Consider the following 24,356-nt stretch of genomic DNA (forward strand, 5'->3'; position numbering starts at 1 on the left):
CATATTTTCTCATTTTTTGCCACCTCTTAAGGGTGGCTTTTTTACTTCAGTCCCAACCGCTCCCCCTAACTAGCTCTCTTTCTGGAAAGAAACCAACGAATCAATAATTTCTCTAATTCAACCCACACGAACATTAAAGTACTAAAGCCTATACAGATAAGTAACTGCTCCATGGTGAGAAACTGGGTGCCAAAAAATCTTCGTAAGGGTTCGACGTAGATCAACATTAACTGGAAGATAGTTGTTATCATGACTGCGGCGAGTAAATAGGGATTGGAGAGAGGATTCATTTCTATAGTAAGCCGAGTACTCGAACGAACTGCGATCGCGTGACCCATTTGCGCCAGACACAGCGTTGTAAATACCATCGTTTTCCAACTATCGGGATGGCCGACTTGGCGGGCTTGGGTAAACGACCAGATCATTAAACTGATGCTAATAATAGAGAAAATCAGACCGATACGAATGATGTAAGAGCCTAATCCTCTAGCAAAAATGCTTTCTTTGGAACTAAAAGGCAGACGGCGCATGATATTGGGATCGGCGGGTTCTACCGCTAGCGCCAAGGCAGGCAATCCATCCGTAACCAAGTTCATCCAGAGAATTTGTAGCGGTGTTAGGGGAACGTCTGGCACTCCCAAAAGCGGTGCGGCAGCGATGGTAATGACTTCGCCGATATTGCTGCCAAGAATATACTTGACAAAAAGACGTATATTGTTGTACACAACCCTGCCTTCTTCTGTAGCGGCAACGATGGTGGCAAAGTTGTCGTCTAGAAGAACCATATCGCTCGCTTCTTTACTGACATCGGTTCCGGTAATTCCCATGGCAATGCCGATGTCTGCTTGTTTGAGCGCGGGAGCATCGTTTACCCCATCTCCCGTCATGGCTACAAATTTACCTCGCTTCTGAAGCGCTTGTACGATCCGCAGTTTGTGTTCGGGGGCGACGCGGGCATAGATCCTAACGCGATCGACTTCTTCTTCTAGCTGGCTTTGGGAGAGCTTTTCCAACTCTCGTCCCGTGAGGATGCGATCGCCCTCCTGAATGATTCCCAATTGTTTGCCGATTGCCTGCGCCGTTAACTGGTGGTCTCCGGTAATCATTATCGTGCGAATGCCTGCCTCGCGGCATTTGGCGACTGCCTCTTTGACTTCTGGTCTTGGGGCATCTAACATGCCCACTAACCCCAGCCAAATCAAATTTTGTTCGATTGTTTCCGCCGAGTCAACCTCTGGAATAGCTTCCAGAGGTTTGTAAGCAAATCCCAACACTCGCAACCCGCGCCCTGCCATGTCGTTATTCATTTGGAGAATTTGCTGTCGTTGCTCGTGGGTCAGAGACAGGATGCGATCGCCGAGTTGAGAGAATTGACAATGCTCTAAGACTAACTCTGGCGAGCCTTTGGTAAACATTAAATAGCTTACAGCTTTTAGCGATAAGCTTTCAGCCAACCGGTCGCCGATCGCCCAATTCCCAGACCAACAAATAACGCTCATCCGCTTGCGTTCGGAGGAAAAAGGAATTTCTTCCACTCGCTTGAAGTGGCGACTGAGGGCTTGCTGATGGAAACCTGCTTTTCCTGCTAGGGCAAGCAATGCCCCTTCCGTGGGATCGCCAACGATCTTCCATTCCTCTTGTCCCTGCTGGGTAAGTTGAGCGTCGTTACATAGCGCGCAAGCCATTAACAATACCTGCAATTCCAGATAGTTTTCGATCGCGAGCGCTCGCCCGTCTTCATCGAGAAATTCTCCTATAGGTGCATATCCTTCTCCCGTCACTTGGAAGCCGCTCTCAAGAAGATCGACTTCTCGAACCACCATTTTATTTTGGGTGAGCGTTCCCGTTTTATCCGAGCAGATGACGTTGACAGAACCAAGAGTTTCTACGGCTGGTAATTTGCGAATCAGCGCGTTGCGCCTGACCATGCGCTGCGTTCCCAGTGCCAAGGTCACGGTAATGACGGCAGGCAAGCCTTCGGGAACGACGGCTACTGCCATGCTCAGGGAAACTTCTACCAATTTTTGTAATTGTCCCCAACCTGCCTGAATGACTCCAATGGCAATGACGAGTGCGACTAAAATCAAAGAGCCGGAAACTAGGACGTTGCCTAATTGCCCCATTCGCTGTTGCAGGGGAGTGGCTTCGGTTTCTACCAATTGAAGCATCTGAGCAATTTTACCGAGTTCCGTCTCCATGCCCGTCCTAGTGACGATAACCTTGGCACGCCCTTGAATGACTTCGGTTCCCGTGAAGACCATATTGCGGCGATCGCCTAAAGGGGTATCTTCGGCTAATCCAGGGTTAATTTGATGTTTGTGTACTGCCTGCGCCTCTCCCGTCAGCGCCGATTCCCTCACTTGCAAGCTTGAAGCTTCGATGACTTGCCCGTCCGCACACAATTGCGCTCCCGCTTCGAGCAACATGATGTCTCCCGGTACTAACGTCGGCGCGTCAACTTCTATCCTTTGCCCGTCCCGAATGACTTGTACCTTAGGAGAGGAAAGGCGCTTGAGTGCGGCCAAGGCTTTCTCGGCACGGCTTTCTTGCAAGTAGCCCAGAACGCCGTTGAGGATGACGATTAATAATATGGCAATAGTATCTTTAAAAGGAACCCCCTCCTTTGGGGCAGCTGCGTTCTGTAATTCGACCACATCCAGAACTCCAGAGACGATCGCGACAGCGATCAGCATCAGCAGCATGATGTTTTTGAATTGATCGAGTAAGATTTCCCAGTTACTTCGACCCGCCGTTTCTTGGATTTCGTTAATTCCGTAATGCTTTAGGCGCTGTTCGGCTTCATCAGTTGTCAGTCCTTGTTGGGCATCGCTGCCTAAGATTTCTAGGGTTTTTTCAACTGGATAAGTATGCCAAGATTGTTGCTGTACGGGCAAACAATGGGAAGAATAAGATGTAGTCACGGGCAATCTACTCGAATCTAAATATGCTATTTGAAGGTCAACTGATAACCTAACAAATATTAAGAAACATCAAGCATTCTCGCGATCGCTCTCTCATAAAAATTTATATAAATCAACCAAATTGCTAACATAACCATTCTAAAACGATCCTAATTTTTTCCAGTCTAGCTCGTCATAAATGACTCGAAGCAAACCAGGAATCAAACAAGCGATTGAAGACGATCGCAAGGCTGCCAAGAAGGAAATAAAAATAGTAAGTCTATTTAATGTGTGAAAAGTAGTGAGATCGTCTTGCTCGCGCTCTTCGGACGATCGCCCTACAATGTTCATAATTCTTCTAGACCCACTATAAAATAATTCTTAATCAAAAAAGTTTTAAAAAATTAATATTCACCCCTTCAAGCAAATAAGTTCAAAATGAGCATTCAAAGAAAGTCTAAGATTGATAAGGTAAGGGATTGCAGCGATTTATAGAAGACTGCATTTATCAAATATTGAAGCATGATTCCCGATCTGACCACCCCTACTTCACTCAAAAACCAACTTAGTGCAAAAACGATTCGACCCATTGCTGCGTCATCGATCCACGGCATTGCTTTTCGAGGAGACGCGATGCTGGCGATCGACGCCAAAAATGGCTATCTCCTAGAAATCAATCCCTCCACCAACAACACGAAAATCCTCAACCCCCAGCACTGGCAGGACTTTGTCGGGGCAACGGGTTTGGCAGTTGCTGGCGATGTACTCTGGTTTGCAACGGAAGAAAGCGTTTATTTCTGCTCTCTTGTTGAGGGCGATTTTACGCCGCAACTGTTTGTTAGACTGTCTTACCCAGCTAATGGGGTAGCAGTTTGGGAGTCTACAGTTTACGTGACTTGCCAAAAGACAGGCGATATTCTCGTCTTCAGTCGCGAGACGGGCAAGCAGATTACCCGTTTTTATGCGCCTGGAATCGGGGTAGAAAATCTTACGGTTAAAGGCGAGGAACTGTGGGTTTCCGATACCCTCGAACAGACAGTCTATTGCTTGGATCGAGCAACAGGTAAAGTCATTTTTAGCGTGTTGACTCCGTTTGAGTCGCCAACGGGACTAACGTTTTATATCGACCCAGAAACAGGCAAAGAAACGCTCTACGTTGCTTACTCGCATTGGGAACCCTATATTCGAGACAATCCCAACGCCGAACCCGAACGCGAACTCCAGTACCGCGATCGCACCTTCATTCATCCCTTACATTTCCACTATTACCCAGATAAGCGCTACGCCCTCTCCAACGGCTATCTGGTAGAGATGTCCTACGTCGAAGAACTAGCTCCCTTAGATCCGATCGAACTCAATAACCTAGAATGGCGCATTGCCCTTCCTGCGGAAACGCCGCGTCAGAAAGTCAGAAAAATTGAAGCGATCGGACTGCCGTTTACCGAAGAAATTCGCGACGGACAGCGAGTAGCGGTGTTTAAATTCGACCAACTAACCGATCGCGATCGCCATATTTTTGGCTGGAAGGCATTGCTGGAAGTCTGGAGTATTAAATATCGCATTAAACCTAAAGACTGCGAAGATCTGCCGGAACTGCCAGAAGAATTTCAAAGCCGCTATCTCGTCGATAATGACGATTTGGCAATGGATACGGATATTATCCGTCGAGCGGCAGTCGAAGCGATCGGCAGGGAAACCAATCTGTTGCGCAAAATGTACAGCATTCGCAATTACATCTACGATCGTCTTTCCTACGGCATTAAACCCCACATCGATACGCCAGATATTGTCCTTAGACGGGGCGTAGGCTCCTGCGGCGAGTATTTGGGCGTGCTGCTGGCTCTCTCGCGACTCAATGGCATTGCCTGCCGCACCGTCGGACGTTATAAATGCCCTCCCTATCCCCTCCAGCGTGGTGTTCCCCTAGAACCCGATTTCAATCACGTCTGGATGGAGTTTTACCTGCCGGGATTCGGGTGGCTGCCAATGGAATCCAACCCCGATGACATGGTTGACGGAGGTCCCTATCCAACTCGCTTTTTTATGGGGTTGGCTTGGTATCACGCAGAAATGGCAAAAGGGATTCCTTTTGAAACCTTAACAAGCGAAGGCGTTCTCGTGCCCAAAGAAAAGGTGTCGATCGGAGAGCTAGCAATCAATCACGTACAGTTTACGATTTTAGAAGAGTTAGAACCAGAAGAAGGGTGAGGGGGGAGTGTGGGGAGACTTGGGGGACAGAGAGACTCTGAAGAAGAAGACAAGCTACCGATCGCTAACCACTAACTACTCATATCAAATCCGTTTAATCAGTCATAATATTGTCGTGCGACTATCTAGGTCGCGAGCGGGACGTATGTCCTAACGGATATGCTACGCTTGCCGCACTACTTGTTATTGTGGTCGTTCAACCGGATTTGATATCATTAAACCCCTATTGCCAGTCGCCAATAATGGTAGGATAAGTGGAACTTGATATCGTTAGTCTGATTAAACTTAATAATCATGCATTTAAAATCCTACCTATCGCGTTTTCTGGCTTTAGTATTAGTAGTTGTCGTCGGTTTATACGGTTGTTCGTCCAGTCCAGGGGGATTAACCGGCAATTACAGCCAAGATACTCTAAATGTAATCGAAACGTTGACGACAGCGATTGACTTATCCCCCGATGCTCCTAATAAAGCAGAAATCCAATCGCTAGCACGCAAACAAATTAACGATTATATCGCTCGCTATCGGCGCAAAGACAAATCGGACGGACTTCGTTCTTTCACTACCATGCAGACGGCATTAAATTCCTTGGCAGGGTATTACACTGCCTATGGAAACCGTCCTTTACCTGAAAAGCTCAAGAGTCGTCTCAAACAAGAGTTTAACCAAGCGAAATTAGCAGTGGAGCGAGGGATTTAAAGTCAGAAAAACGATAGAGACGCAACCGATTAGCGATCGCCTTGACGAACAGCTACGAGATAGCGAAAGATGTATTCGGCTACCTCAACGTAATTTTGCGCCGTTTGGGGAGAATCTGCCCAAACGGTAACCCCATGATGGCGAATGAGCAAGGCGGGAATTCGGGGTGGGGAGACCGAGAAGCGATCGCGAATGGCACGAGCAATGCGAGGAACTTCGAGATAATTCTCAAAGACTGGCATGGCAACTTCGGGGTTTTCTTCCCACACCCCCAACCCCTTAACCATTTCCAGGGGAGGTAAAGACAAGCTATCTCCCGCTGCCCAGCTAGAGACTAAATTCGCCTCGACGGAGTGAACGTGGTAGCAAGCTTTAGCTTCTGGAAACAGAGAATAAATGGCTTGGTGAATGCTGGTTTCAGCCGAGGGGCGGTTGCTCGGATGGCACAAATCGAGGACTTCGCCGTCTATCGTCACGCGAACAAAGTCATCTTCTTGCAATTGTCCTTTACTTTTTCCGCTAGCCGTAATCCAGAAGCTGCCATCGGGCAGCTTAGCAGAAAGATTGCCAGCCGTTCCTACCATCCAACCGAGTTGATAGAATTGGCGAGCAGAAGCAATCAAAGCAAAACGGGGATCGGGGTCCATCAGTAATCAGCAATCAGTAATCGGTTATCAGTGGTAGAGGCGGGTTTAATTGTCAAAATCATCAATCTTGTTCGCACGAATCAATCGAAACCCGCCCATACAGCGATCGGATATTCTGGGAATGCCGCGTTGCAAATTCCGAAATCGAAGCATCCAACAGTGTAGTTTAAAGCTGTTCGCGATTTCATTCACTCATGAAATCATCAACCGAAGCTCGTATTTAGCGATCGCGATCGTACTCGCTTTAGGTTGCTTTATCTTCATTCTATTTCAGCCGATCCGGTCGGCTTTGACAATGCCCAACCCAGCGATTCAGCCTTCCGAACGCGCAGAGGTTGCTCAACAACCCAATTTTGGACGGCATTTTCAAGAACTGGAGGTTGAAGGATCGATTCCTATCTACGATTTGAGCCGCGATCGTATCTTTCAACACAATCGATCCCGGAACACAAATGACCACACGATCGGGGGCAAGACGGGTTGGATTGGATTTGACGATAGCGTGAAACCCCAAATCGGATGGTTGGTTGGGTACTTAGAGAAAGAAAAAAATGTTTACTTTTTTGCCACAAATATAGAGATTCGTAAAGAAAAAGATGCTTCTGCCCGAATAACATTGACGCGCCGTTGCTTCAACGATCTAGGACTGTTGTAGGCGCTTTTGCAGAAAATCGCGGATTTCAAAAAAGTCGTTCCAGGGAATATAAGGTTTATTTTCCGATTCCATATAATCGATGAGGCGATCGCGAGCAAAAACCAAATCGGCTTTCAGTGCCATATTGATATCCGTAACGGAATCGCCAATCGCGATCGTTTCTTGAGCGGGATATCGGGCCATCACTTGTACTTTAGCAACTAATTCCGTCTCTCCCTCATAGTCCGAGTAAACTTGCAGATAGTCTTTGCTGGTGTCGATATCTACGGCAGAGATGGCAGCTACTCTTTCTAAGAGTCCATAGCGAGATAAGACTTTCGTTACCATTCCCCGCAGTCCGCCAGAAATAACGACAAAAGGCGTGTTTTGGCGATCGAGAAAGTCTAGTAAAGCCTCTAATCCGGGGCGAATGGGTTTGTCCGAGGCATAGTCAAGGATTTCGGGATAGCGAGAGGAGGGAATCGATTCTAGCAGTTGGCGAATGCCTTCTCGTAGCGTTAGGGTGCGATTATACATTTGGGGCATCAGTTTTGCCGATAAATCTGGGGCAAACGCTTTGAGCATTCCCGCAAAGGTTTCGATCGCAGTAATAGTGCCATCAAAGTCGCAGAAAACAACTTTTTGGTAGATGGGGGATTGGGACATGATACCATTTGGGATTTGGGATTTTGGATTGAGAAAGACCGAATCTTATAAAGGTTTTAAAAACCCATTTGTAGCCAAGATTTTTCAGATTGGGATGAGAAAGTGCCGACCTATTTTATCAGGACTTACGGGAAAATAGATTTTCATGCCTTCTAGAGATGGCAGTTAGTGACGACTACTTAGAAAAAGCCGATTGAGAACAAACTTTTAGCTTTTCTCGTTCTTGCGAATGACTGACTAAATAATCGTCCAACCACTTACATCCTTGTTCGAGAAGACCTTCCAATCTCGCTAATTCTTCTTCTACTTGCCAAAGTCTAACCGTGCCATTCCTGGAAACCGTTACCACCTGTTGGCTATCTTTTTTAGAAAAAGGCGATCGCTCGGCTTGAAAATTGATTCCGTAGAGCAAATCTCGATCTCCCTTAAACTCTGCCCTGAGATTTCCTTGTAAGTCCCAAACTCTCGCCGTCCCGTCGCTAGAAGCCGTTGCTACTCTTTTTCCATCGGGACTAAAACTGACGCTGTAGACGGGGAAGGGATCGCCTTTCAAGTCAGCGATTAGGTTGCCTTGCAAGTTCCATAACTTAGTCGTCCCATCTCTAGAGGCGGTAGCAATGGTGCGTCCGTCGGGATTAAAGGTGGCTCGGTAAATTAAATCCTGATGTCCCTTAAACTCGGTTAATAGATTGCCCTGCAAATCCCACAGCTTAGCCGTTCCATCTCTGGATGTCGTGACGATTTGCTGTCCGACTTCCGGGGAAAGCGTCAAGCGAACGGGACTGAAACTGACGCTGTAAACCGCTTCCCGATGCGCCTTGAAACTCGTGACTTTCTTGGGTCGATCTCCTCCTACATCCCATAACCAGACATCGCCATCTCTAAATGCGATCGCCAGCAACTGCCCGTTAGGACTAAAATTGACACCGTATACGGGAACGGAATTGACTTTTAATTCTACTAACGCTTCGCCTTGCAAATTCCAAATTTTGACGATCCCGCTGCTTGAGGCAGTAGCAATTTGCCGACCGTCGGGGCTGAAGTTAATGCTGTAAATTCGATCGCGATGAGCTTTGAACTGATGTTTGAGATTGCCTTGCAAATCTTGCAAATAAACCATACCATCTTTAGAAGCGATCGCAATTAACCGTTCGTCAGGACTGAAACCAACGCTAGTGACGGTATCTTCTATGATTTTAAACTCTCCTGGGGGTCTCTCTTTGAGGTGCCATAGCTTAACAAGGGTATCGCTAGAGGCAGTCGCCACTTGTTGTCCGTCGGCACTAAACGCCACATCATAGATAGGTTCTTGATGTCCTGCAAGCGTTGCCAACACGTTTCCTTGCCAGTCCCACAGCTTAGCGGTTCCATCGCTCGAAGCCGTTGCTATCTTCTCTCCGTTGGGGCTAAAGGCAACGCTATTGACTAATTCTTGATGTCCTATTAGAGTCAAGATCGGATTGCCCTGTCTGTCCCATATTTTTGCCGTACCGTCTCTAGCGGCGGCAGCGATATGCTTTCCATCTGGACTCCAAGCGACGCTGTAGAAAGCATTGGTAACATCCTGAAAAATTGCCAACTGTTTGCCCTCTAAGTTCCACAGCCTCACCGTTCCATCTCTGGAAGCAGTTGCTATCTGTTTCCCGTCGGGACTAAAACTAATATCATCGACCGACCTTTGGTGTCCTACTAAAATCGCCAGCTGCCTGCCCTGCCAATCCCAGATCCTAGCCGTTTCGTCTCTCGAAGCCGTGGCGATTCTCGTGCCGTCGGGACTCCAAGCAACGCTATAGACCGAACTTTCGTGTCCTTTAAACGTGGCTAGTTCCTGCCCGCGTAAGTTCCAAAGTTTGACCGTACCGTCTTTAGAAGCCGTTGCCAGCGTTTGTCCGTCGGGACTCCAAGCAACGCTATAGACATCGCTTTGGTGTCCTTGAAAGATAACGCGCCCGTTACCTTGTCGATCCCACAACCGAGCCGTTGCATCTCTAGAAGCAGTAGCAATCCATTTCCCGTCGGGACTGAAGCTGATGCTGTTGACTGTCTCTTGATGTCCTTCTAGCTGATTTTTTTCCTGAATGGTGTCGAGAATTTGTTGCAGAGCGAGTATGGGGCTGGTAGCAGGATAGTCTTGCAAGGGACGATTGTCTTTTTGAATCAGGTTTTCTAATTCTTGTCCCGCTTTCATAGCGGTGAGCAAGGCTTCGAGTTGCTCGAACTCGAACTGCCGCCACGCCGTATCCCCCATTTTTTGAAGCTGGGTGCCGAGGCGAGCTTGTTGCTGCTTGTTGAAGGCATAAATTGCCGTCGAGAGCGCGATCGCCGATCCTAGAACAGAAACGATTAAAATAGCAGAACCGATGCGAATCATGCGCGTGGCTCTTTCGTTGGCATCGGTCAAAATTTTGTTGGCTTTGCGTTCGGCTTCTAATTTGCGTTCGGCTTCTCGTTTGTCTAATTTTTGACTGGCGGTCAAAAATTGATAGTCTACATTGCTAAGATTTTTTCCCACAGCCCAGGCTAGCGCGTCTTTTAAAGCTTGCCCTCGCAACAGGCGAGATTCATCTTGATATTGAGAAACTTGCCAAGCGACGAGTGCCTCGGCGTAAGGACGCAGCTTTTCTAATTGTTTGTCTACCCAAGGGCGATTGAAAACGGCTTGATAAATTGGGTTGTAGGCTTGTAATTTCCCATCGCGCTTGACGACTAACCCCGATAGCCGCAATTCGCTTTGTTCGGGACTGCCGTCTGCTTCGATGAATCCTTGTTGCAAGATTTGCTGATAGAATCCCAGAAGCGCGCCGGCGCGTTGTTCGTTGACCAAAAGGCGATCGCGAATCGTTTTCAGATGGATGGGTTCGTCTTGGGATTCCCAGTTTTCAATAATGCGATCGCGCGCTATTTTTTCGACAATTTCTGCTTCATCGCCTAAGGGAATGAAAGTGTCAGCCGTAGCGACGATCTGACAAAGCTTTTGAGTTAGAAAAGGTTGTCCTCCCGTCCAATACAATATTTCTTTGAGAACGGCGCCAGGATTTTCGGCAATGTTTTTTAATCCTCGCTCTAGGGGTCGAACTTCTTCGATTGTAAAACCCGTCAGTTCAATCGCAACTCCGATATTAAAGGACGTTTGGGTTTTCTCTCGTATTAAGTCCGAAGGCGTGGCAACCCCAAATAAGGCAAACGCTAGGCGATTGTATTGCGGATTTTCAGCCCGCTGATTGTAGCAGAAGCGAATTAAGGAAAAGAAATCGTCTAGAGGGAAATCAAGACTGATAACCTTATCAATTTCATCGATAAAAATGAAAATTTTTTTTCCCGGACAGTTGACTAAAATTACCGCTTCAATAAACTGTCCCAATTTTTGAATGGGAGGAAGTTCTTCTCTCTCTCTCAACCATGCTTTTAAATTAATTTTTTCAGTCAGATTAAAACCCAAACATAGCTGCGTAATAATCCCGCTATACCACTGCTGCTGGCTAACATGGCTTCCCAAGCTGGTCAGATCGATCGATGCACAACTCATGCCTTGGGCTTGAAGCCGATGCATGGCACGCACGCGCAGGCTAGACTTGCCCATTTGTCTGCAATTGAAGACATAGCAAAACTTTCCCAATCTGAGGGCATCTAAAAGTTCTTTATCTGCCCTTCGTTCTACATAGGTAGGGTGATCGAATGCTAGACTTCCACCAACTTTGTATAGGCAACCGGAACTGAGGGCAGAAGGTACAGCAGAGAAGTCATGCATAGGCGGCAAAAAAGGTCGATTAAGCCATTAGCTCTAGCTTATCTCAAGCGCCGCACCGAACCCACAAGCGCGATTCGCCTGGAAGGCGCTGCGCCCGGCGCAATCGCTCTTCCAAAATTGGAGTAGTTTAATGCTTCGAGAGTCGCATTAGTTTAGCGATCGCTTCGGTTTGCCCGTCAAGCGCCTACAATAGGAAGAGGAAAATGTTGAGAATTGTATAGCTTGTCCAAGCACGGAAACATTTATGGCTCCTGCCGTTATCATCGAACAGCTAAAAAAACGATACGGCTTTGTAGAAGCCGTTAAAGATATTTCTTTTAAAGTCCAAAGCGGAGAAATATTCGGCTTACTCGGACCTAATGGTGCTGGGAAGACGACGACGATTCGCTGTCTGTGTACCCTGACTAAGCCCGATGCTGGCAAAATTGAGGTTGGCGGAGTTTCCGTCATCGATCGCCCCAAAGCGGCACGCAGGCGACTGGGTTATGTGGCGCAAGAAGTAGCGCTCGATAAAGTCCTGACGGGACGGGAATTACTTCAGTTGCAAGCAGCGCTCTACCACTTGCCCAAGGATAAAGCTAAAGAGCGCATCGCGCAATTGCTCGCATTGCTCGGTTTAGAAGAATATGCCGATAAGAAAACGGGAACTTATTCGGGAGGAATCCGCAAGCGCCTCGATTTGGCGGCAGGTTTGCTGCATCAACCCGAAGTCCTGGTACTCGACGAACCCAGTGTCGGGTTAGATATCGAAAGTCGTTTCGTCGTCTGGGATTTCCTGCGCAAGCTGCGAGAAGCCGGAACGACGGTGTTAATTACGAGTCATTATTTAGAAGAAATCGACGCGCTTGCCGATCGCTTGGCGATTATCGACCGAGGAATGGTGATTGCTCAAGGAACGCCATCGGAATTAAAAAATAGAGTTGGCGGCGATCGCGTTACCTTGCGCATTCGGGAATTCTCGCCCGCCCAAGAAGCGCAAAAAGCTCAAGAAATTTTACAAGCTCTCCCATTTGTAGAAGAAGTTATTATCAATAGCGCTCAAGGAAATTCCCTCAACCTCATCGTCACTTCTGGGGGCAACCCTCTCAGCCAGATCGAACAATCCTTGCAAGAAGCTGGCTTGCCTATCTTTAGCATGGCACAATCGCGTCCCAGTCTCGACGATGTTTATCTAGCAGCCACGGGACGGACTTTATTAGATGCAGAATTAGCTGCCGTCGGCACTCGCGATCTTAAGGCAGAGAAAAAACAAGAAATGAAATGAATGCTCAATGATGAAATTAGATAGGGAAAGATAAAGCTATGAGTCAAACGATTACACCGTCAAAATTTGAGCCGAGTTTAGCGCCGAATCCCGCGATGGGAAAGCAAGTAGATGAAGCTGGCAATGGGTTAGGAGAGTTTCTACAAGAAACCTTAGCCCTAACCAAACGCCTGTTTATTCAACTGCAACGCCGTCCCTCGACCTTAATCGCTGGGATTATTCAACCATTTATGTGGTTAATCTTGTTTGGCGCGTTGTTTGACAATGCCCCGCAAGGGTTATTCGGAAATGACCTCGGTTATGCCAAATTTCTCGCTCCTGGAATCATCGTTTTTACGGCTTTTTCGGGCGCGTTGAATGCAGGTTTGCCCGTCATGTTCGATCGCGAATTCGGTTTCCTCAACCGCCTTTTAGTCGCGCCTCTCGCCTCGCGCTATTCGATTGTCGCAGCTTCGACGATTTATATCATCGCCCTCAGCTTTATCCAAACGGCTGTTATTGTAGGAGCTAGCGCCTTATTGGGGGCGGGGTTGCCCAGCTTAGCCGGATTGGGAACAATTGCCTTCATCGTCTTTCTAATCGTTTTAGGCGTGACGGCATTGAGTTTGGGTTTGGCGTTTGCTTTGCCCGGTCATATCGAATTGATTGCCGCGATCTTTGTCACTAACTTGCCTTTGCTCTTTGCCAGTACTGCTTTAGCGCCACTTTCGTTCATGGCAGGATGGTTGCAAATCGTTGCCAGTCTCAATCCCCTAACCTACGCGATCGATCCGATTCGCTATCTCTATCTCAACAACGACTGGACATTTAATAGCGTAGTGCTGCATACGCCCTGGGCATCGCTTGATTTTAGCGGCACGCTGCTAATTTTGGTAGCTTTTGATGCGCTAGTATTGTTAGCAATTCAACCCTTACTCCGTCGCCGTTTTGCCTAAAAAATTCTCTCTGGGTTCCATGGTTTATCTATTATGAAAAGCTACAACTCTACCTTGAAAACACTAGCGATCGCTCTCAGTCTCTGCTTGGGAGCAACAGTCGCTTTCGGACAGTCAACTTTAGCTCAGTCCGTCAATTCGATGGATAATCGCGATCGCGACGGCTATCAATCTAACGAACAAAATGTTTTGGGCGGTAATATCGGTAGCGGTTCTTTTGACGCTTTTGACTTAATTCACCGCGCCAATACAAATCGCGGTCGCAGTATGGGCGAGTTTCAGCAAGAGACGGATTCCGGCATTAGAAATGCAGCTGACGAGTTCAAGCGCCAACAAAACGAGCGATTGCAAAATCGACAGCCAGAAGCAGTGACCGATCCCAATCCTCAAAATTAGCTCGATTAATAAGGGTATGGCACTGCCATACCCTTATGTCAATAAGTACTGAAAAGAATTTTGCTGTCTTTGAGGGCGACTAACCGCAACTTAAGCGGACCTGCTGTATAGGCTGTCTCCGATGCGATCGCTTTGATCTCATCGGGGACATCTTTAGATTGACTGAGTTGCTCGATGAAATTCAAAATCTTTTTAATGCGACCGTCCTCAACTTGAATATCTCCGACAATTCCAGAGCGACGAGCGCGAAATTGCGAAGCCGACAATAAAATATCGAGTCGATTTTGGAGAGCGGCTTCGGTTAGCTCTTTTGCATCGACTGAATCGACCGAGATAGTCGCAATGATATCATTTTGCTCGAATATCTTTTGATTGAGAGCGACATCAGCAAAGACGCGCACTTCCTTTTCCCCCTGGACGTAGTTTCCTGCCGAGAGAATTCGTACTACATAATCTCGCCCATCCTTAATTTGCGCCATTAATTGTTCGACCTGGGCTTTGGTAATTTTAACGACTCGTTCTCGAACTTCTTCATTGCTGGGTTGAGTAGCAGAAATAGCAGTACGATTGGCTTGACTTAAAAGGCGATCGATCGCTCCCACTACTGCATTGGGATCGACAATGCGAACGGCAGCAAAGGAGAGAACTTGACCTCTGACGATCGCAATTCTCCTTTCTCGTAATTCTTGATAAGTCTGATAATAGTCTTCTAAAACTTCGACTTCTCGCTTGAGAAATGCTTGTTGGGATTCTAGTTCTTTGAGTTGTTCTTCTTTGCTTTTAAGACTTTGGTCTTTGTCAGAAATTGACTTATCTAATTGTCCGATTAACCGGTCTTGCTCGTCGATTTTTCCTTGAAGTAAACTTTGCTGTTTTTCTAATTCCTGAAGGCGAGTTTGTCTTTGTTGTAAAATTTCAGTTTGTCGGGCAATTTTTTGGTCTTGTTCGCTTAAGGCTCTGTCTTTTACTTTGAGCTGTTCTTGAAATCGAGCAATTTGTTGAGATAGGTCATTTTTTTGCCGAACTAGCTGCTGCCTCTCTGCCAGTAGCGTTTTAATATCTTCTCGAAGTGTCCTAGCTTGGTTAGAAATCGTTTTCAATTGCGATCGCGCGCGAACGAAATTTTGATTGATCTCTTGAAGGCGACCTTCAACAGTTGTTTGTTCGCTTCTGGCAACAGAAAGTTCTCGTTCGACTTGATTTCTTTGTTGTTTGACTCGTGCTAACTCGCTCTCAACTTCTCTCTTCTCTTTGAGGATCCGATCTAAGTCAAACACCCCCTGACGCAAAGATTTACTGAGGGCAAACAAAATTCCTAACGTCGAAAGAGCAATTAACGTTCCCGTCAAAACTGTGACTAACTGCGCCGTTTGACGAGGACGCAAACCGAATAGTGTCAGGCGAGCTTTACCGATCTTGCTGCCTAAGCGATCGCCCAATACAGCAATTAAGCCTCCCAAAATAACAATTGCTGCAATTAGGACGTAGGCGCTAGTCATTCGAGACGATCGGTTAAGTAAACTGTTGGCTGAGAGCGACTGGATTATAAACGGTTATTTTTTTCTTGTGAATGGAAATCATCCCGCGATCGCGCAGATCTCCGAGCAGTCGAGTAATCGTCACGCGAGTAGAACCAATAGCTTCGGCGATCGCCTGGTGAGATAGCTTCAGATCGATGCGAATGCCATCGGTAGTCGGCATGCCAAAATCTCGACAGAGAATCAAAAGAAAACTGACCAACCGAGAACCCATATCTCTATGAGCGAGGGTTTCGATCATCATTTCTGTCTGCAAAATTCTAGAAGAAAGCCCGCGCAACATCAACATCGACAGTTCGGGATTGCTTTTGAGCGATTGCTCTACTTGCTCGATAGGGGCAGAAAGCAATTCTACAGGCGTAAAAGCAACGGCATGATAAAAGCGATCGGAGCGCTGTCCCGTAATCAGAGACAATACTCCGAACACGCTATTTTCTCGCAACAAGGCGACAGTAATTTCTTCCCCAGCTTCGTATACTCTCGATAGCTTAACTGCTCCTTTGAGCAAAAAGTAAACTCTTTCGGCAGGATCGCCTGGGAAAAAAATCGTTTTTCCTCGCTCAAACGTTTCGACGACCGGAGGAAAGCCTCCGCCACCAATTTGTCGGAATACGGCTGCTAGCGGTTTATCTTGAGTCAGGGACAGATCCATCACGGGTTTAAAACAATGGAAAAGTGAGTTGTAGACTATCCTTATGGCGTTTTTAACTTAGGAGATAGATAAAACACTTTATCTAAATTGCCAAAGTTTCTGGTACTTTTTGCTTCAAAATAATTGTATTGAGAGCAATAATTTCCGCTTTCGTACAAAAATTATACATGCCAATCCTAGTAATAGGAGGATTGAGCGGCTCAAATTTAAAGATTCAAGATCATGTTAGATTTAACCGGAAAAAATGCGCTAGTCACTGGCATCGCCAACAATCGCTCTATTGCTTGGGGAATTGCCCAGCAACTCCACAAAGCTGGCGCGAATATCGGTGTCACTTACTTACCAGATGACAAAGGGCGTTTTGAAAAAAAAGTTGGCGAACTGGTAGAACCCCTTAATCCTAGTATATTCGTTCCTTGCGACGTACAGAATGAAGATCAAATTACCTCTGCCTTCGAAGCGATCGCGCAAAAATGGGGCAGGTTAGATATCCTCATTCACTGTCTTGCTTTTGCTGACAAAGAAGGATTGACAGGCGACTTTAGCGCGATCCCCAAAGCCGCTTTTACTCAAGCCCTAGAAATCAGCACCTATTCTCTTGTCAGTTTAACAAAGGCAGCCAAACCTTTAATGAGTCAGGGAGGAAGCATTCTCACTCTCACCTATCTAGGCGGCGTTAAAGTGATTCCCAACTATAACCTGATGGGAATTGCCAAGGCTGGTTTAGAAATGAGCGTTCGCTACCTAGCCTCAGAATTAGGTCCGCTCAATATCCGCGTTAATGCGATTTCTGCCGGACCCATCCGAACGCTTGCTTCCTCAGCCGTCGGGGGAATCTTAGATATGATCCACCATGTAGAAAAAGTCGCCCCCCTGCGACGAACTGTTACCCAAGTAGAAGTTGGCAATACAGCCGCTTTTCTCTGTAGCGATCTCGCCAGCGGGATCACCGGACAGATTATCTATGTGGATGCCGGGTACGAAATTATGGGCATGTAGCTGAAGTCGGAAGGTAGAAGGCAGAAATTATATCATTTTGGATTTGGGATTTTGGATGAAAGGATTGGGAATTAGTTAGTGGTTAGTGGTTGGTGGTTAGTTTCCTCCCTTGTCTTTCCCCCCTCCCGGTTCTCCCCGTCTCCCCGTCTCCTTGTCCCCCCCCACACTCCCAGCTCTCCCAGTCCCCTTCTCACCAATCCCTTGCTTTCTGCTATCATAAGCTTAGCGAAGAGTTAAGTTTTGTAAAGAGCCTTGACTGCTACCTTTAAACCTCATGATGAAACGACGCGAGCATCTCAATGGTATTCTCTAACCCCTATCTGGGAGGGAGGTGAAGACGTTGTTCGCCAGGGATTACCTCACGCTCAACTAGCACCGACATGGCAAATATTGCTGTTAGGAGATGGTTCGCCGACTCGTCATCTACAACTCTTGACGAGAGAGAAAACAGAAGTGGATGTCATCGATATGTCTTTCATCGGAACCGACGATGACAGGGCGCCCAATCAGGTAAAAGCCGTTCCCGAACCGAGGTTGCGACGACAGGTTTGGTTGCGCACAGCATCAGGACAAAGATTAGCATATGCAGCCTCTTGGTGGGATGCCAACCATGTAGACGAGTATTTGCAGAATCGCTCTCTGCCGATTTGGGAAAGCCTCTCGCGCTTGCATGCCGAGTTATACCGAGATATTCAGGGCATCTATTACGGTCATTCCCAGGAATTGGAAGTCGCATTCGGCGAAAAAGGACCTTTTTGGGGTCGTCATTACCTCTTTTGGCACGATAGCAAGCCGATAACGCTGATTTATGAAGTATTTTCTCCCTATTTAAGAAAATATTTGGGGCAGATGAGCGAAATTCTTCCGGACTCGCGATCGCCTGCGTAAGCGCTTCGCGATCGCGCTTGAACGACTTGGAAATTGCCAAGAGAAAAAATAATTGTTGGTAACTTCGAGGGAGATTCTGGGAATTCTGGTAGGTAGAGAAGAATAAACCAACTACAGAACTTACCCATCTTCTTTGGAGACTACGATTATGGCATCTTCTGTCAATCTTTACGAACGCCTGCAAATCTTAGAGAATCTGCTCGAAACATTCACCCGCGAATTTCACCAACTCAAAAGAGAGTTGGATGCCGCGTCAAGAACTTCTACTCAAAGCACTACTGTCAAAGAACCCGAAATGCAATCCTCGCCCAAAAGGAAGTTTGCAGGCGATAAAGAAGCTACCATGATTTCTGAAGATTTCTTCAGCGAAGAGTCGCGGCAGATGGGTCATCAACAGCAACCTGGCAGAAGATTTGCAGGCGATAAAGAAGCTACCATGATTTCTGAAGATTTCTTCAGCGAAGAGTCGCGGCAGATGGGTCATCAACAGCAACCTGGCAGAAGATTTGCAGGCGATAAAGAAGCTACCGTAATTGCTGACAATCTCTTTGCTGAAGAGTCTCTGATTTATGAAGAATTAAACGCTTCTGGAGAGTGGGAAGATTTACACAAAGAATTAGATCCTGGGAAAGCAACGATCGCTTTTGATTTTTCTGTGGGAGACCAACCTGCACCAAAACCCGTCGAACCATCCAAATCGCCATCTAATAAACACATGCCCGATCCTTGGGCATAAATCGAAATCTTAATTTGTTCGTTCGAGCTGCTAAAAACCCGCCTGGGCGGGTTTTTGTGTTTTTAAACCTTCTTTGTAGAAAAACTTAACAATTAGCAAGACTAGACTTAATTTCAAGGAGTTCCCACTGTCTGATAGACTTTTGACTGTGAAGCGAACAAACAACGCCAGGAAAACCAAATAACTAGATAAGCTGTTGGGAGGAAAAATTCCGTGGAAAGTACGCTGGGTTTAGAAATTATTGAAGTTGTCGAACAAGCCGCGATCGCCGCAGCCAAGTGGATGGGCAAAGGCGACAAAAATACCGCCGACCACGTAGCCGTAGAAGCGATGCGGGAGCGGATGAACAAAATCCATATGCGGGGTCGCATCGTCATTGGCGAAGGCGAACGGGATGAAGCCCCCATGCTTTATATCGGAGAAGAAGTAGGCATCTGTACCCGCGAAGATGCCAAAGACTATTGTAATCCAGACGAACTGATCGAGATTGATATTGCCGTCGATCCCTGCGAAGGCACCAACCTAGTCGCCTACGGACAAAACGGTTCTATGGCAGTACTAGCCATTTCCGAGAAAGGAGGTTTGTTTGCTGCGCCAGACTTTTACATGAAAAAATTAGCAGCGCCACCCGCAGCTAGAGGTCATGTAGACATTAACAAGTCGGCAACAGAAAACCTCAAAATCCTCTCTGAGTGTTTAAATCGCGCGATCGAGGAATTGGTCGTCATCGTGATGGATCGTCCCCGTCACAAAGAACTGATCCAAGAAATTCGAGAAGCTGGCGCGAGAGTTCGACTCATTAGCGATGGTGATGTCTCGGCAGCAATTTCTTGTGCGTTTTCAGGAACAAACGTTCACGCGCTGATGGGAATCGGTGCAGCGCCCGAAGGCGTAATTTCCGCAGCAGCAATGCGTTGCTTGGGCGGTCACTTCCAAGGACAGTTGATCTACGACCCCGAAATCGTCAAGACTGGCTTGATCGGCGAGAGCAAGGAAGGCAACATCGCTCGTCTAAAAGAAATGGGCATTAGCGACCCCGATCGCTGCTACAACGCAGAAGAACTGGCAAGCGGAGAAACAGTTTTATTTGCTGCCTGCGGCATTACCCCCGGTACTTTAATGGAAGGCGTTCGTTTCTTCCATGGCGGCGCGAGAACGCAAAGCTTAGTTATTTCCTCCCAGTCGATGACAGCCCGCTTTGTCGATACGATTCACATGTTTGAGAAGCCCAAGACAATACAATTGAGATAGGTCGTTAGGAATTAGTTAGTCGTTAGTAGTTAGTAGGAAGTAACCACTAACAACTAACCTCTAACTCATTAATTGAAATCGAGAATTAACGATCGTGTTGTCTCATTCATAAAGTTTGTTTTCAAATCCTTTCTCTAAGAACCGATCGCGTTTAAATTGCAAAGATTAGAGACTTGTAAGTTCCTCTGTAGTTTTAATTCGAGCAACGGAAGACAAAAAACTCTAGGAGAACACATGAATATTGCTGTTGTGGGTCTGAGTCACAAGACAGCCCCCGTGGAAATTCGTGAAAAATTGAGTATTCAAGAAGCCAAGCTAGAAAGCGCCCTAGCTCACCTGCGAAGCTACCCTCACATCATTGAAGTTGCGATTATCAGCACCTGCAACCGATTGGAGATCTACGCGATCGCAACCGAAACCGACCAGGGCGTGCGAGAAATTAACCAATTTCTCTCCGAGATCGGTCACATTCCCCTCGACCGACTGCGGCGGTACTTGTTCATTTTGTTGCACCAAGACGCAGTACGCCATCTGATGCGAGTCGCAGCAGGACTAGAAAGTCTAGTGTTAGGGGAAGGACAAATATTAGCACAGGTTAAAAATACTCATAAATTGGCACAAAAATATCAAAGTCTCGGACAAATCCTCGATCGCCTCTTCAAACAAGCGATGACGGCAGGCAAGCGAGTCCGCAGCGAAACGAATATCGGTACTGGCGCAGTTTCTATCAGTTCGGCAGCCGTAGAATTAGCGCACATGAAAGCCGAGAATTTAGCCGCCCGTCGCGTCTGTATTATTGGTGCGGGGAAAATGTCTCGCTTGTTGGTTCAGCACTTGTTGGCAAAAGGAACACAACAGATTTGCATCGTTAACCGTTCTCATCGGCGTGCCGAAGAATTGGCAAGTCAGTTTCCAGAAGCGCAACTCAAACTTTATCCTTTGACAGAAATGATGAGTGCGGTAGCCGCATCGGATATTGTCTTTACCAGTACCGCCGCCACAGAACCGATTATCAATCGCTCGCGATTAGAAGCCTCATTAACTCGCGATCGCGAGTTAATGTTATTTGACATTTCCGTGCCTCGCAACGTCCATGCCGATGTTGGGGGAATGGAAAGCGTTCAGTCCTACAACGTAGACGATCTCAAAGCAGTAGTGGCACAGAACTACGAAAGCCGCCGTAAAATGGCACAAGAAGCTGAAGCCCTGCTAGAAGAAGAAATCGCAGCGTTCGAGTTGTGGTGGCGATCTCTCGAAACCGTTCCCACTATTAGTTGTTTGCGCTCCAAAGTTGAAACCATCCGCGAGCAAGAACTAGAAAAAGCTCTCTCGCGCTTGGGTACGGAATTCGCCGAAAAACACCAAGAAGTCATCGAAGCGCTCACGAGAGGCATCGTTAACAAAATTCTTCACGAACCGATGGTACAGCTGCGGGCGCAGCAAGATATCGAAGCCCGTCGGCGATGCATTCAGTCTTTGCAAATGTTGTTTAATCTAGAAATAGAAGAACAAGTAATCTAGTTAGGTTCTAAAAAGAACGTAACACCACAAAGCTCCTCCCAACCTCCCTTCATAGGGGGAGGTTTTCGACGAGAAGTAGCCAAGAGACAGACATCGAGAGTAGGAGCCGACGCGCTCGTCAGAGAAGCACCCTTCGAGAGGGAAGAGCATTGCGCACTAACGCGGAGCATGAGCCAACCTCTTCTCGGTGCTTCCCTATCCCCGTGTCTACGTGTCCATCAATCTCCTAATCTAAACTACCTACCCTTGACAGAAGTCAAGCGGTAGATTCATCTGTTGCCAATATTGAGACGGATTTTCGAGTGAGTAGAATAGAGGATTTTTTCCCCCTTCCCCCAATCGACCAATGCCCGTCTCTCATCTAACTGAAAACTGCTATAAGGTCACACTTCATACGGTGGCGAAAATTTCAAAAAGAAATTAGAGTAAAGCATGCTTACAAATTAAAATTAATAAGTTTTATTTGCCATTTTTGGTTGAAGATTATAAATTTGCTTTTAAATTTATGGAGCAATTAATAAACTTTTTACATGAAGATCCGGTCATTACTTTTGCTATTCTCCTAGCAGTAATTTTAGTCGTACCTCTATGCTTCGAGAGACTGCGGCTCCCTGGAATGATAGGGTTACTCTTTGCAGGTGTAGTACTAGGTCCTAACGGACTAAAAATACTAGACTCCCAATCGCAAATGATGACGCTGCTGTCGGACATTGGATTGCTGTATCTAATGTTCGTCGCCGGACTAGAGATCGACCTCGAACAATTTCGTCGAGTTAAATATCGTTCTATTGGCTTTGGCAGCTTGACTTTTCTAGTTCCTTTAATTACTGGAATTGCGATCGGTCGAATTTTTAACTTTGATTGGAATGCGGCAATTTTATTGGGTTCTTTGTTAGCTTCTCACACGCTTCTTGCCTATCCCATTGTTAGCCGTTTGGGAGTTGTAAACAATGAAGCCGTTACCGTAACCATCGCTGCCACTATTTTTACCGATATCGGCGCTTTGCTCGTTTTGGCAATTTGTGTGGGGGTTAATAAAGGAAATTTCAGCCTTGTTAACTTGCTATTTCTATTAGGATCGCTTGCAGTTTACACTGTAGTTGTGCTTTTTGGTTTCGATCGCGCCGGACGAGAATTTTTTCGCCGTTCTGGGGCGGATGAAGGTAACCAGTTTTTATTTGTGTTGCTAGCCGTATTTCTTGCCTCCTTCGGGGCAGAATTAGTTGGCGTAGAAAAGATTGTTGGAGCTTTTTTGGTAGGGCTGGCAGTCAATGACGTTCTCGGCGAGAGCAGCGTCAAAGAAAAAGTTCTCTTCGTTGGGAATGTCCTTTTCATTCCTATTTTTTTTGTTGACATTGGCTTGATTGTCGATATTCCAGCCTTCATCAGCAGTCTGTCATCGATTTGGCTATCGCTAGCCATGACGGTTGGATTAATTTCCAGCAAATTTACGGCTGCCTTAGGAGCGAAACTGCTTTACCGCTATAACTGGCGCGAAATGCTGACTATGTGGTCTTTGTCACTGCCGCAAGTTGCGGCAACGCTGGCAGCGGCGCTGGTTGCCAAGCAGGCTGGGATCGTCTCGCAAGAGGTGTTAAATGGCGTGGTCGTAATGCTGTTGGTGACGGTCATTCTTTCTCCCCTAATCGTCCGCAAAACCGCACCCGGTCTTTCCCTACCAGAAACTAACTCCAAGGCGGCTACAGAGCTATTTAGCTGGAAAACAGGCTTGAGTGAAGACGAGCCGTTTACAGTCGTCGTTCCCGTCTACAACCCTGAAACTGAGCGGTATTTAATCGAGATGGCGGCATTACTAACTCGCCACGAAGGCGGACGGATCGTTCCTTTGTCGATCGTAACCGACAATCCTTATATGGAAGCTTCTCAAGTGCAAACAGCCCTACGTCAGGGCGAGGAGTTACTAGAAAAGGCGATCGCTATCAGTGAAGAATTAGATGTTTCCGCCCAACCGCTGTTACGCATTGATGATAATGTCGCTCAAGGTATTACTAGAGCCAGTCAAGAACAAAAAGCCAGTTTAATCATCATGGGTTGGGGGCAAAGAGCGGGTTTGCGAACTCGCTTATTTGGCAGTATTATTGACAGGGTTTTTTCCACCGCCCACTGTCCGGTAGCAGCTACGCGCTTGTTGACTTCTCCGACTAAAATCCGGCGGATTTTGGTGCCTGTAGAAAATGATTCCCCGCAAGTCGTCCGAAAAGTTTATTTTACCCAAATTTTGGCACATGCCAACGATGCTGAAGTGACATTGTTGCAGGTTTGCGATCGCAGGCTTTCAGGCGGGCAAAAAAGCAAGATTGAGTCTAAAATGCGATCGCCGATCTCCGAATTTGCCCCTCAAACTAAGATCGAAACCAGAGCGATCGCCAGCAACGATCCCGTCAGAGCGATCGTGGATTGCTCGCAACAGTTCGATTTGGTCGTGTTGAACTCTCAAAAAAATATCACTAATGCGGAAGGATTTGCGTTTAACAATATCACTAACAGGTTAGTACATCAACTAACCTGTTCCGCGATCGTGTTAGGAGAGCCATAATTCCCAATCACCTCAAGCGATGGTCATTGGTTAAAAGGAAGATGGGGAAAGACGAAGCCGACGCAGCCCCCCGAACCTGCGTCCAGGGGAACGTCGGACAAATGACAAGGGACAAAG

Annotated in this window: 20 protein-coding genes; 13 read left to right on the top strand and 7 right to left on the bottom strand. The window is 46.9% G+C overall.

Annotated features, from left to right (window positions below; genetic code table 11):
* Positions 1-65 precede the first annotated feature (65 nt).
* A complete protein-coding gene (locus PLE7327_RS11375) occupies positions 66-2,921 on the bottom strand; it encodes a cation-translocating P-type ATPase (protein WP_015143980.1) in 2,856 nt (951 codons plus the stop codon).
* A gap of 138 nt (positions 2,922-3,059) precedes the next feature.
* Positions 3,060-3,251: a hypothetical protein gene (locus tag PLE7327_RS11380; protein WP_015143981.1), complete on the bottom strand. Its 192-nt coding sequence runs from the start codon at positions 3,249-3,251 to the stop codon at positions 3,060-3,062.
* 171 nt (positions 3,252-3,422) lie between these two features.
* Between PLE7327_RS11380 and PLE7327_RS11385 the strand changes: the two genes are divergently transcribed.
* On the top strand, positions 3,423-5,108 hold the full coding sequence (locus PLE7327_RS11385; protein WP_015143982.1) for a transglutaminase domain-containing protein: 1,686 nt from the start codon (positions 3,423-3,425) through the stop codon (positions 5,106-5,108).
* Between the two features lie 294 nt (positions 5,109-5,402).
* Positions 5,403-5,807, top strand: a complete 405-nt coding sequence (gene psb27, locus PLE7327_RS11390) for a photosystem II protein Psb27 (protein WP_015143983.1) — start codon at positions 5,403-5,405, stop codon at positions 5,805-5,807.
* A 29-nt stretch (positions 5,808-5,836) separates the two neighbouring features.
* Here the strand turns inward: psb27 and mtnB are convergent, their stop codons facing one another.
* Positions 5,837-6,454 (bottom strand): methylthioribulose 1-phosphate dehydratase, encoded by a 618-nt coding sequence (gene mtnB / locus PLE7327_RS11395; RefSeq protein WP_015143984.1) that lies wholly within the window; start codon positions 6,452-6,454, stop codon positions 5,837-5,839.
* 202 nt (positions 6,455-6,656) lie between these two features.
* Here mtnB and PLE7327_RS22670 point away from each other — a divergent pair, with 202 nt between their 5' ends.
* Entirely contained in the window at positions 6,657-7,109 is a 453-nt protein-coding gene (locus tag PLE7327_RS22670) for a penicillin-binding transpeptidase domain-containing protein (protein WP_083888340.1), read from the top strand.
* On the opposite strand, the gene PLE7327_RS11405 is transcribed toward PLE7327_RS22670, so the two are convergent.
* Positions 7,095-7,754 carry an HAD-IB family phosphatase gene (locus PLE7327_RS11405; RefSeq protein ID WP_015143985.1) on the bottom strand — a complete coding sequence of 220 codons (660 nt, stop codon included), beginning with the start codon at positions 7,752-7,754 and terminating at the stop codon, positions 7,095-7,097. The two genes, PLE7327_RS22670 and PLE7327_RS11405, sit on opposite strands and share 15 nt — an antisense overlap.
* A 175-nt stretch (positions 7,755-7,929) precedes the next feature.
* Positions 7,930-11,502 carry an AAA-like domain-containing protein gene (locus PLE7327_RS11410; protein ID WP_015143986.1) on the bottom strand — a complete coding sequence of 1,191 codons (3,573 nt, stop codon included), beginning with the start codon at positions 11,500-11,502 and terminating at the stop codon, positions 7,930-7,932.
* Between PLE7327_RS11410 and PLE7327_RS26150 the strand changes: the two genes are divergently transcribed.
* The 4 genes from PLE7327_RS26150 (at position 11,497) to PLE7327_RS11425 (ending at position 14,097) form a co-directional block, all read left to right on the top strand.
* Positions 11,497-11,628, top strand: a complete 132-nt coding sequence (locus tag PLE7327_RS26150; protein ID WP_256377686.1) for a hypothetical protein — start codon at positions 11,497-11,499, stop codon at positions 11,626-11,628. The genes PLE7327_RS11410 and PLE7327_RS26150 overlap by 6 nt on opposite strands.
* A gap of 118 nt (positions 11,629-11,746) precedes the next feature.
* Positions 11,747-12,766, top strand: a complete 1,020-nt coding sequence (locus PLE7327_RS11415) for a daunorubicin resistance protein DrrA family ABC transporter ATP-binding protein (protein WP_015143987.1) — start codon at positions 11,747-11,749, stop codon at positions 12,764-12,766.
* A gap of 38 nt (positions 12,767-12,804) precedes the next feature.
* A complete protein-coding gene (locus PLE7327_RS11420; RefSeq protein ID WP_015143988.1) occupies positions 12,805-13,701 on the top strand; it encodes an ABC transporter permease in 897 nt (298 codons plus the stop codon).
* Between the two features lie 33 nt (positions 13,702-13,734).
* On the top strand, positions 13,735-14,097 hold the full coding sequence (locus tag PLE7327_RS11425; RefSeq protein WP_015143989.1) for a hypothetical protein: 363 nt from the start codon (positions 13,735-13,737) through the stop codon (positions 14,095-14,097).
* A gap of 38 nt (positions 14,098-14,135) precedes the next feature.
* On the opposite strand, the gene PLE7327_RS11430 is transcribed toward PLE7327_RS11425, so the two are convergent.
* Both PLE7327_RS11430 and ntcA read right to left on the bottom strand, forming a co-directional pair.
* On the bottom strand, positions 14,136-15,596 hold the full coding sequence (locus PLE7327_RS11430; RefSeq protein ID WP_015143990.1) for a DUF3084 domain-containing protein: 1,461 nt from the start codon (positions 15,594-15,596) through the stop codon (positions 14,136-14,138).
* A gap of 13 nt (positions 15,597-15,609) precedes the next feature.
* On the bottom strand, positions 15,610-16,287 hold the full coding sequence (gene ntcA, locus PLE7327_RS11435; protein ID WP_015143991.1) for a global nitrogen regulator NtcA: 678 nt from the start codon (positions 16,285-16,287) through the stop codon (positions 15,610-15,612).
* Positions 16,288-16,509: 222 nt separating this feature from the next.
* Between ntcA and fabI the strand changes: the two genes are divergently transcribed.
* The 6 genes from fabI to PLE7327_RS11465 all read left to right on the top strand — a co-directional run bounded on the left by fabI (position 16,510) and on the right by PLE7327_RS11465 (position 24,239).
* A complete protein-coding gene (fabI, locus tag PLE7327_RS11440; protein WP_015143992.1) occupies positions 16,510-17,286 on the top strand; it encodes an enoyl-ACP reductase FabI in 777 nt (258 codons plus the stop codon).
* Between the two features lie 252 nt (positions 17,287-17,538).
* The gene (locus tag PLE7327_RS11445; protein ID WP_015143993.1) at positions 17,539-18,174 is read left to right on the top strand and encodes a chorismate lyase; all 636 of its coding nucleotides are present in this window, start codon (positions 17,539-17,541) and stop codon (positions 18,172-18,174) included.
* Positions 18,175-18,322: 148 nt separating this feature from the next.
* On the top strand, positions 18,323-18,910 hold the full coding sequence (locus tag PLE7327_RS11450) for a hypothetical protein (RefSeq protein WP_041392069.1): 588 nt from the start codon (positions 18,323-18,325) through the stop codon (positions 18,908-18,910).
* 213 nt (positions 18,911-19,123) lie between these two features.
* Complete coding sequence (gene glpX / locus PLE7327_RS11455) at positions 19,124-20,161, top strand: class II fructose-bisphosphatase (protein ID WP_015143994.1); 1,038 nt, start codon at positions 19,124-19,126, stop codon at positions 20,159-20,161.
* Positions 20,162-20,395: 234 nt separating this feature from the next.
* Positions 20,396-21,682: a glutamyl-tRNA reductase gene (locus PLE7327_RS11460; RefSeq protein WP_015143995.1), complete on the top strand. Its 1,287-nt coding sequence runs from the start codon at positions 20,396-20,398 to the stop codon at positions 21,680-21,682.
* Positions 21,683-22,187: 505 nt separating this feature from the next.
* On the top strand, positions 22,188-24,239 hold the full coding sequence (locus PLE7327_RS11465; RefSeq protein ID WP_015143996.1) for a cation:proton antiporter: 2,052 nt from the start codon (positions 22,188-22,190) through the stop codon (positions 24,237-24,239).
* The last annotated feature ends 117 nt before the right edge of the window (positions 24,240-24,356 follow it).

It is taken from the genome of Pleurocapsa sp. PCC 7327 (assembly GCF_000317025.1).
Taxonomy (GTDB): Bacteria; Cyanobacteriota; Cyanobacteriia; order Cyanobacteriales; family Microcystaceae; genus Hydrococcus.

Excerpts from the sequence above, each read along its gene's own strand:
- mtnB (WP_015143984.1), bottom strand. The coding sequence starts at position 6,454 with ATGGACCCCGATCCCCGTTTTGCTTTGATTGCTTCTGCTCGCCAATTC.
- PLE7327_RS26150 (WP_256377686.1), top strand. The coding sequence starts at position 11,497 with ATGCATAGGCGGCAAAAAAGGTCGATTAAGCCATTAGCTCTAGCTTAT.
- PLE7327_RS11465 (WP_015143996.1), top strand. The coding sequence starts at position 22,188 with ATGGAGCAATTAATAAACTTTTTACATGAAGATCCGGTCATTACTTTT.
- PLE7327_RS11385 (WP_015143982.1), top strand. The coding sequence starts at position 3,423 with ATGATTCCCGATCTGACCACCCCTACTTCACTCAAAAACCAACTTAGT.
- PLE7327_RS11450 (WP_041392069.1), top strand. The coding sequence starts at position 18,323 with ATGGCATCTTCTGTCAATCTTTACGAACGCCTGCAAATCTTAGAGAAT.
- ntcA (WP_015143991.1), bottom strand. The coding sequence starts at position 16,287 with ATGGATCTGTCCCTGACTCAAGATAAACCGCTAGCAGCCGTATTCCGA.
- PLE7327_RS11460 (WP_015143995.1), top strand. The coding sequence starts at position 20,396 with ATGAATATTGCTGTTGTGGGTCTGAGTCACAAGACAGCCCCCGTGGAA.
- PLE7327_RS11380 (WP_015143981.1), bottom strand. The coding sequence starts at position 3,251 with ATGAACATTGTAGGGCGATCGTCCGAAGAGCGCGAGCAAGACGATCTC.
- PLE7327_RS11410 (WP_015143986.1), bottom strand. The coding sequence starts at position 11,502 with ATGCATGACTTCTCTGCTGTACCTTCTGCCCTCAGTTCCGGTTGCCTA.
- PLE7327_RS11420 (WP_015143988.1), top strand. The coding sequence starts at position 12,805 with ATGAGTCAAACGATTACACCGTCAAAATTTGAGCCGAGTTTAGCGCCG.
- psb27 (WP_015143983.1), top strand. The coding sequence starts at position 5,403 with ATGCATTTAAAATCCTACCTATCGCGTTTTCTGGCTTTAGTATTAGTA.
- PLE7327_RS11430 (WP_015143990.1), bottom strand. The coding sequence starts at position 15,596 with ATGACTAGCGCCTACGTCCTAATTGCAGCAATTGTTATTTTGGGAGGC.
- fabI (WP_015143992.1), top strand. The coding sequence starts at position 16,510 with ATGTTAGATTTAACCGGAAAAAATGCGCTAGTCACTGGCATCGCCAAC.
- PLE7327_RS11415 (WP_015143987.1), top strand. The coding sequence starts at position 11,747 with ATGGCTCCTGCCGTTATCATCGAACAGCTAAAAAAACGATACGGCTTT.
- PLE7327_RS11405 (WP_015143985.1), bottom strand. The coding sequence starts at position 7,754 with ATGTCCCAATCCCCCATCTACCAAAAAGTTGTTTTCTGCGACTTTGAT.
- PLE7327_RS11425 (WP_015143989.1), top strand. The coding sequence starts at position 13,735 with ATGAAAAGCTACAACTCTACCTTGAAAACACTAGCGATCGCTCTCAGT.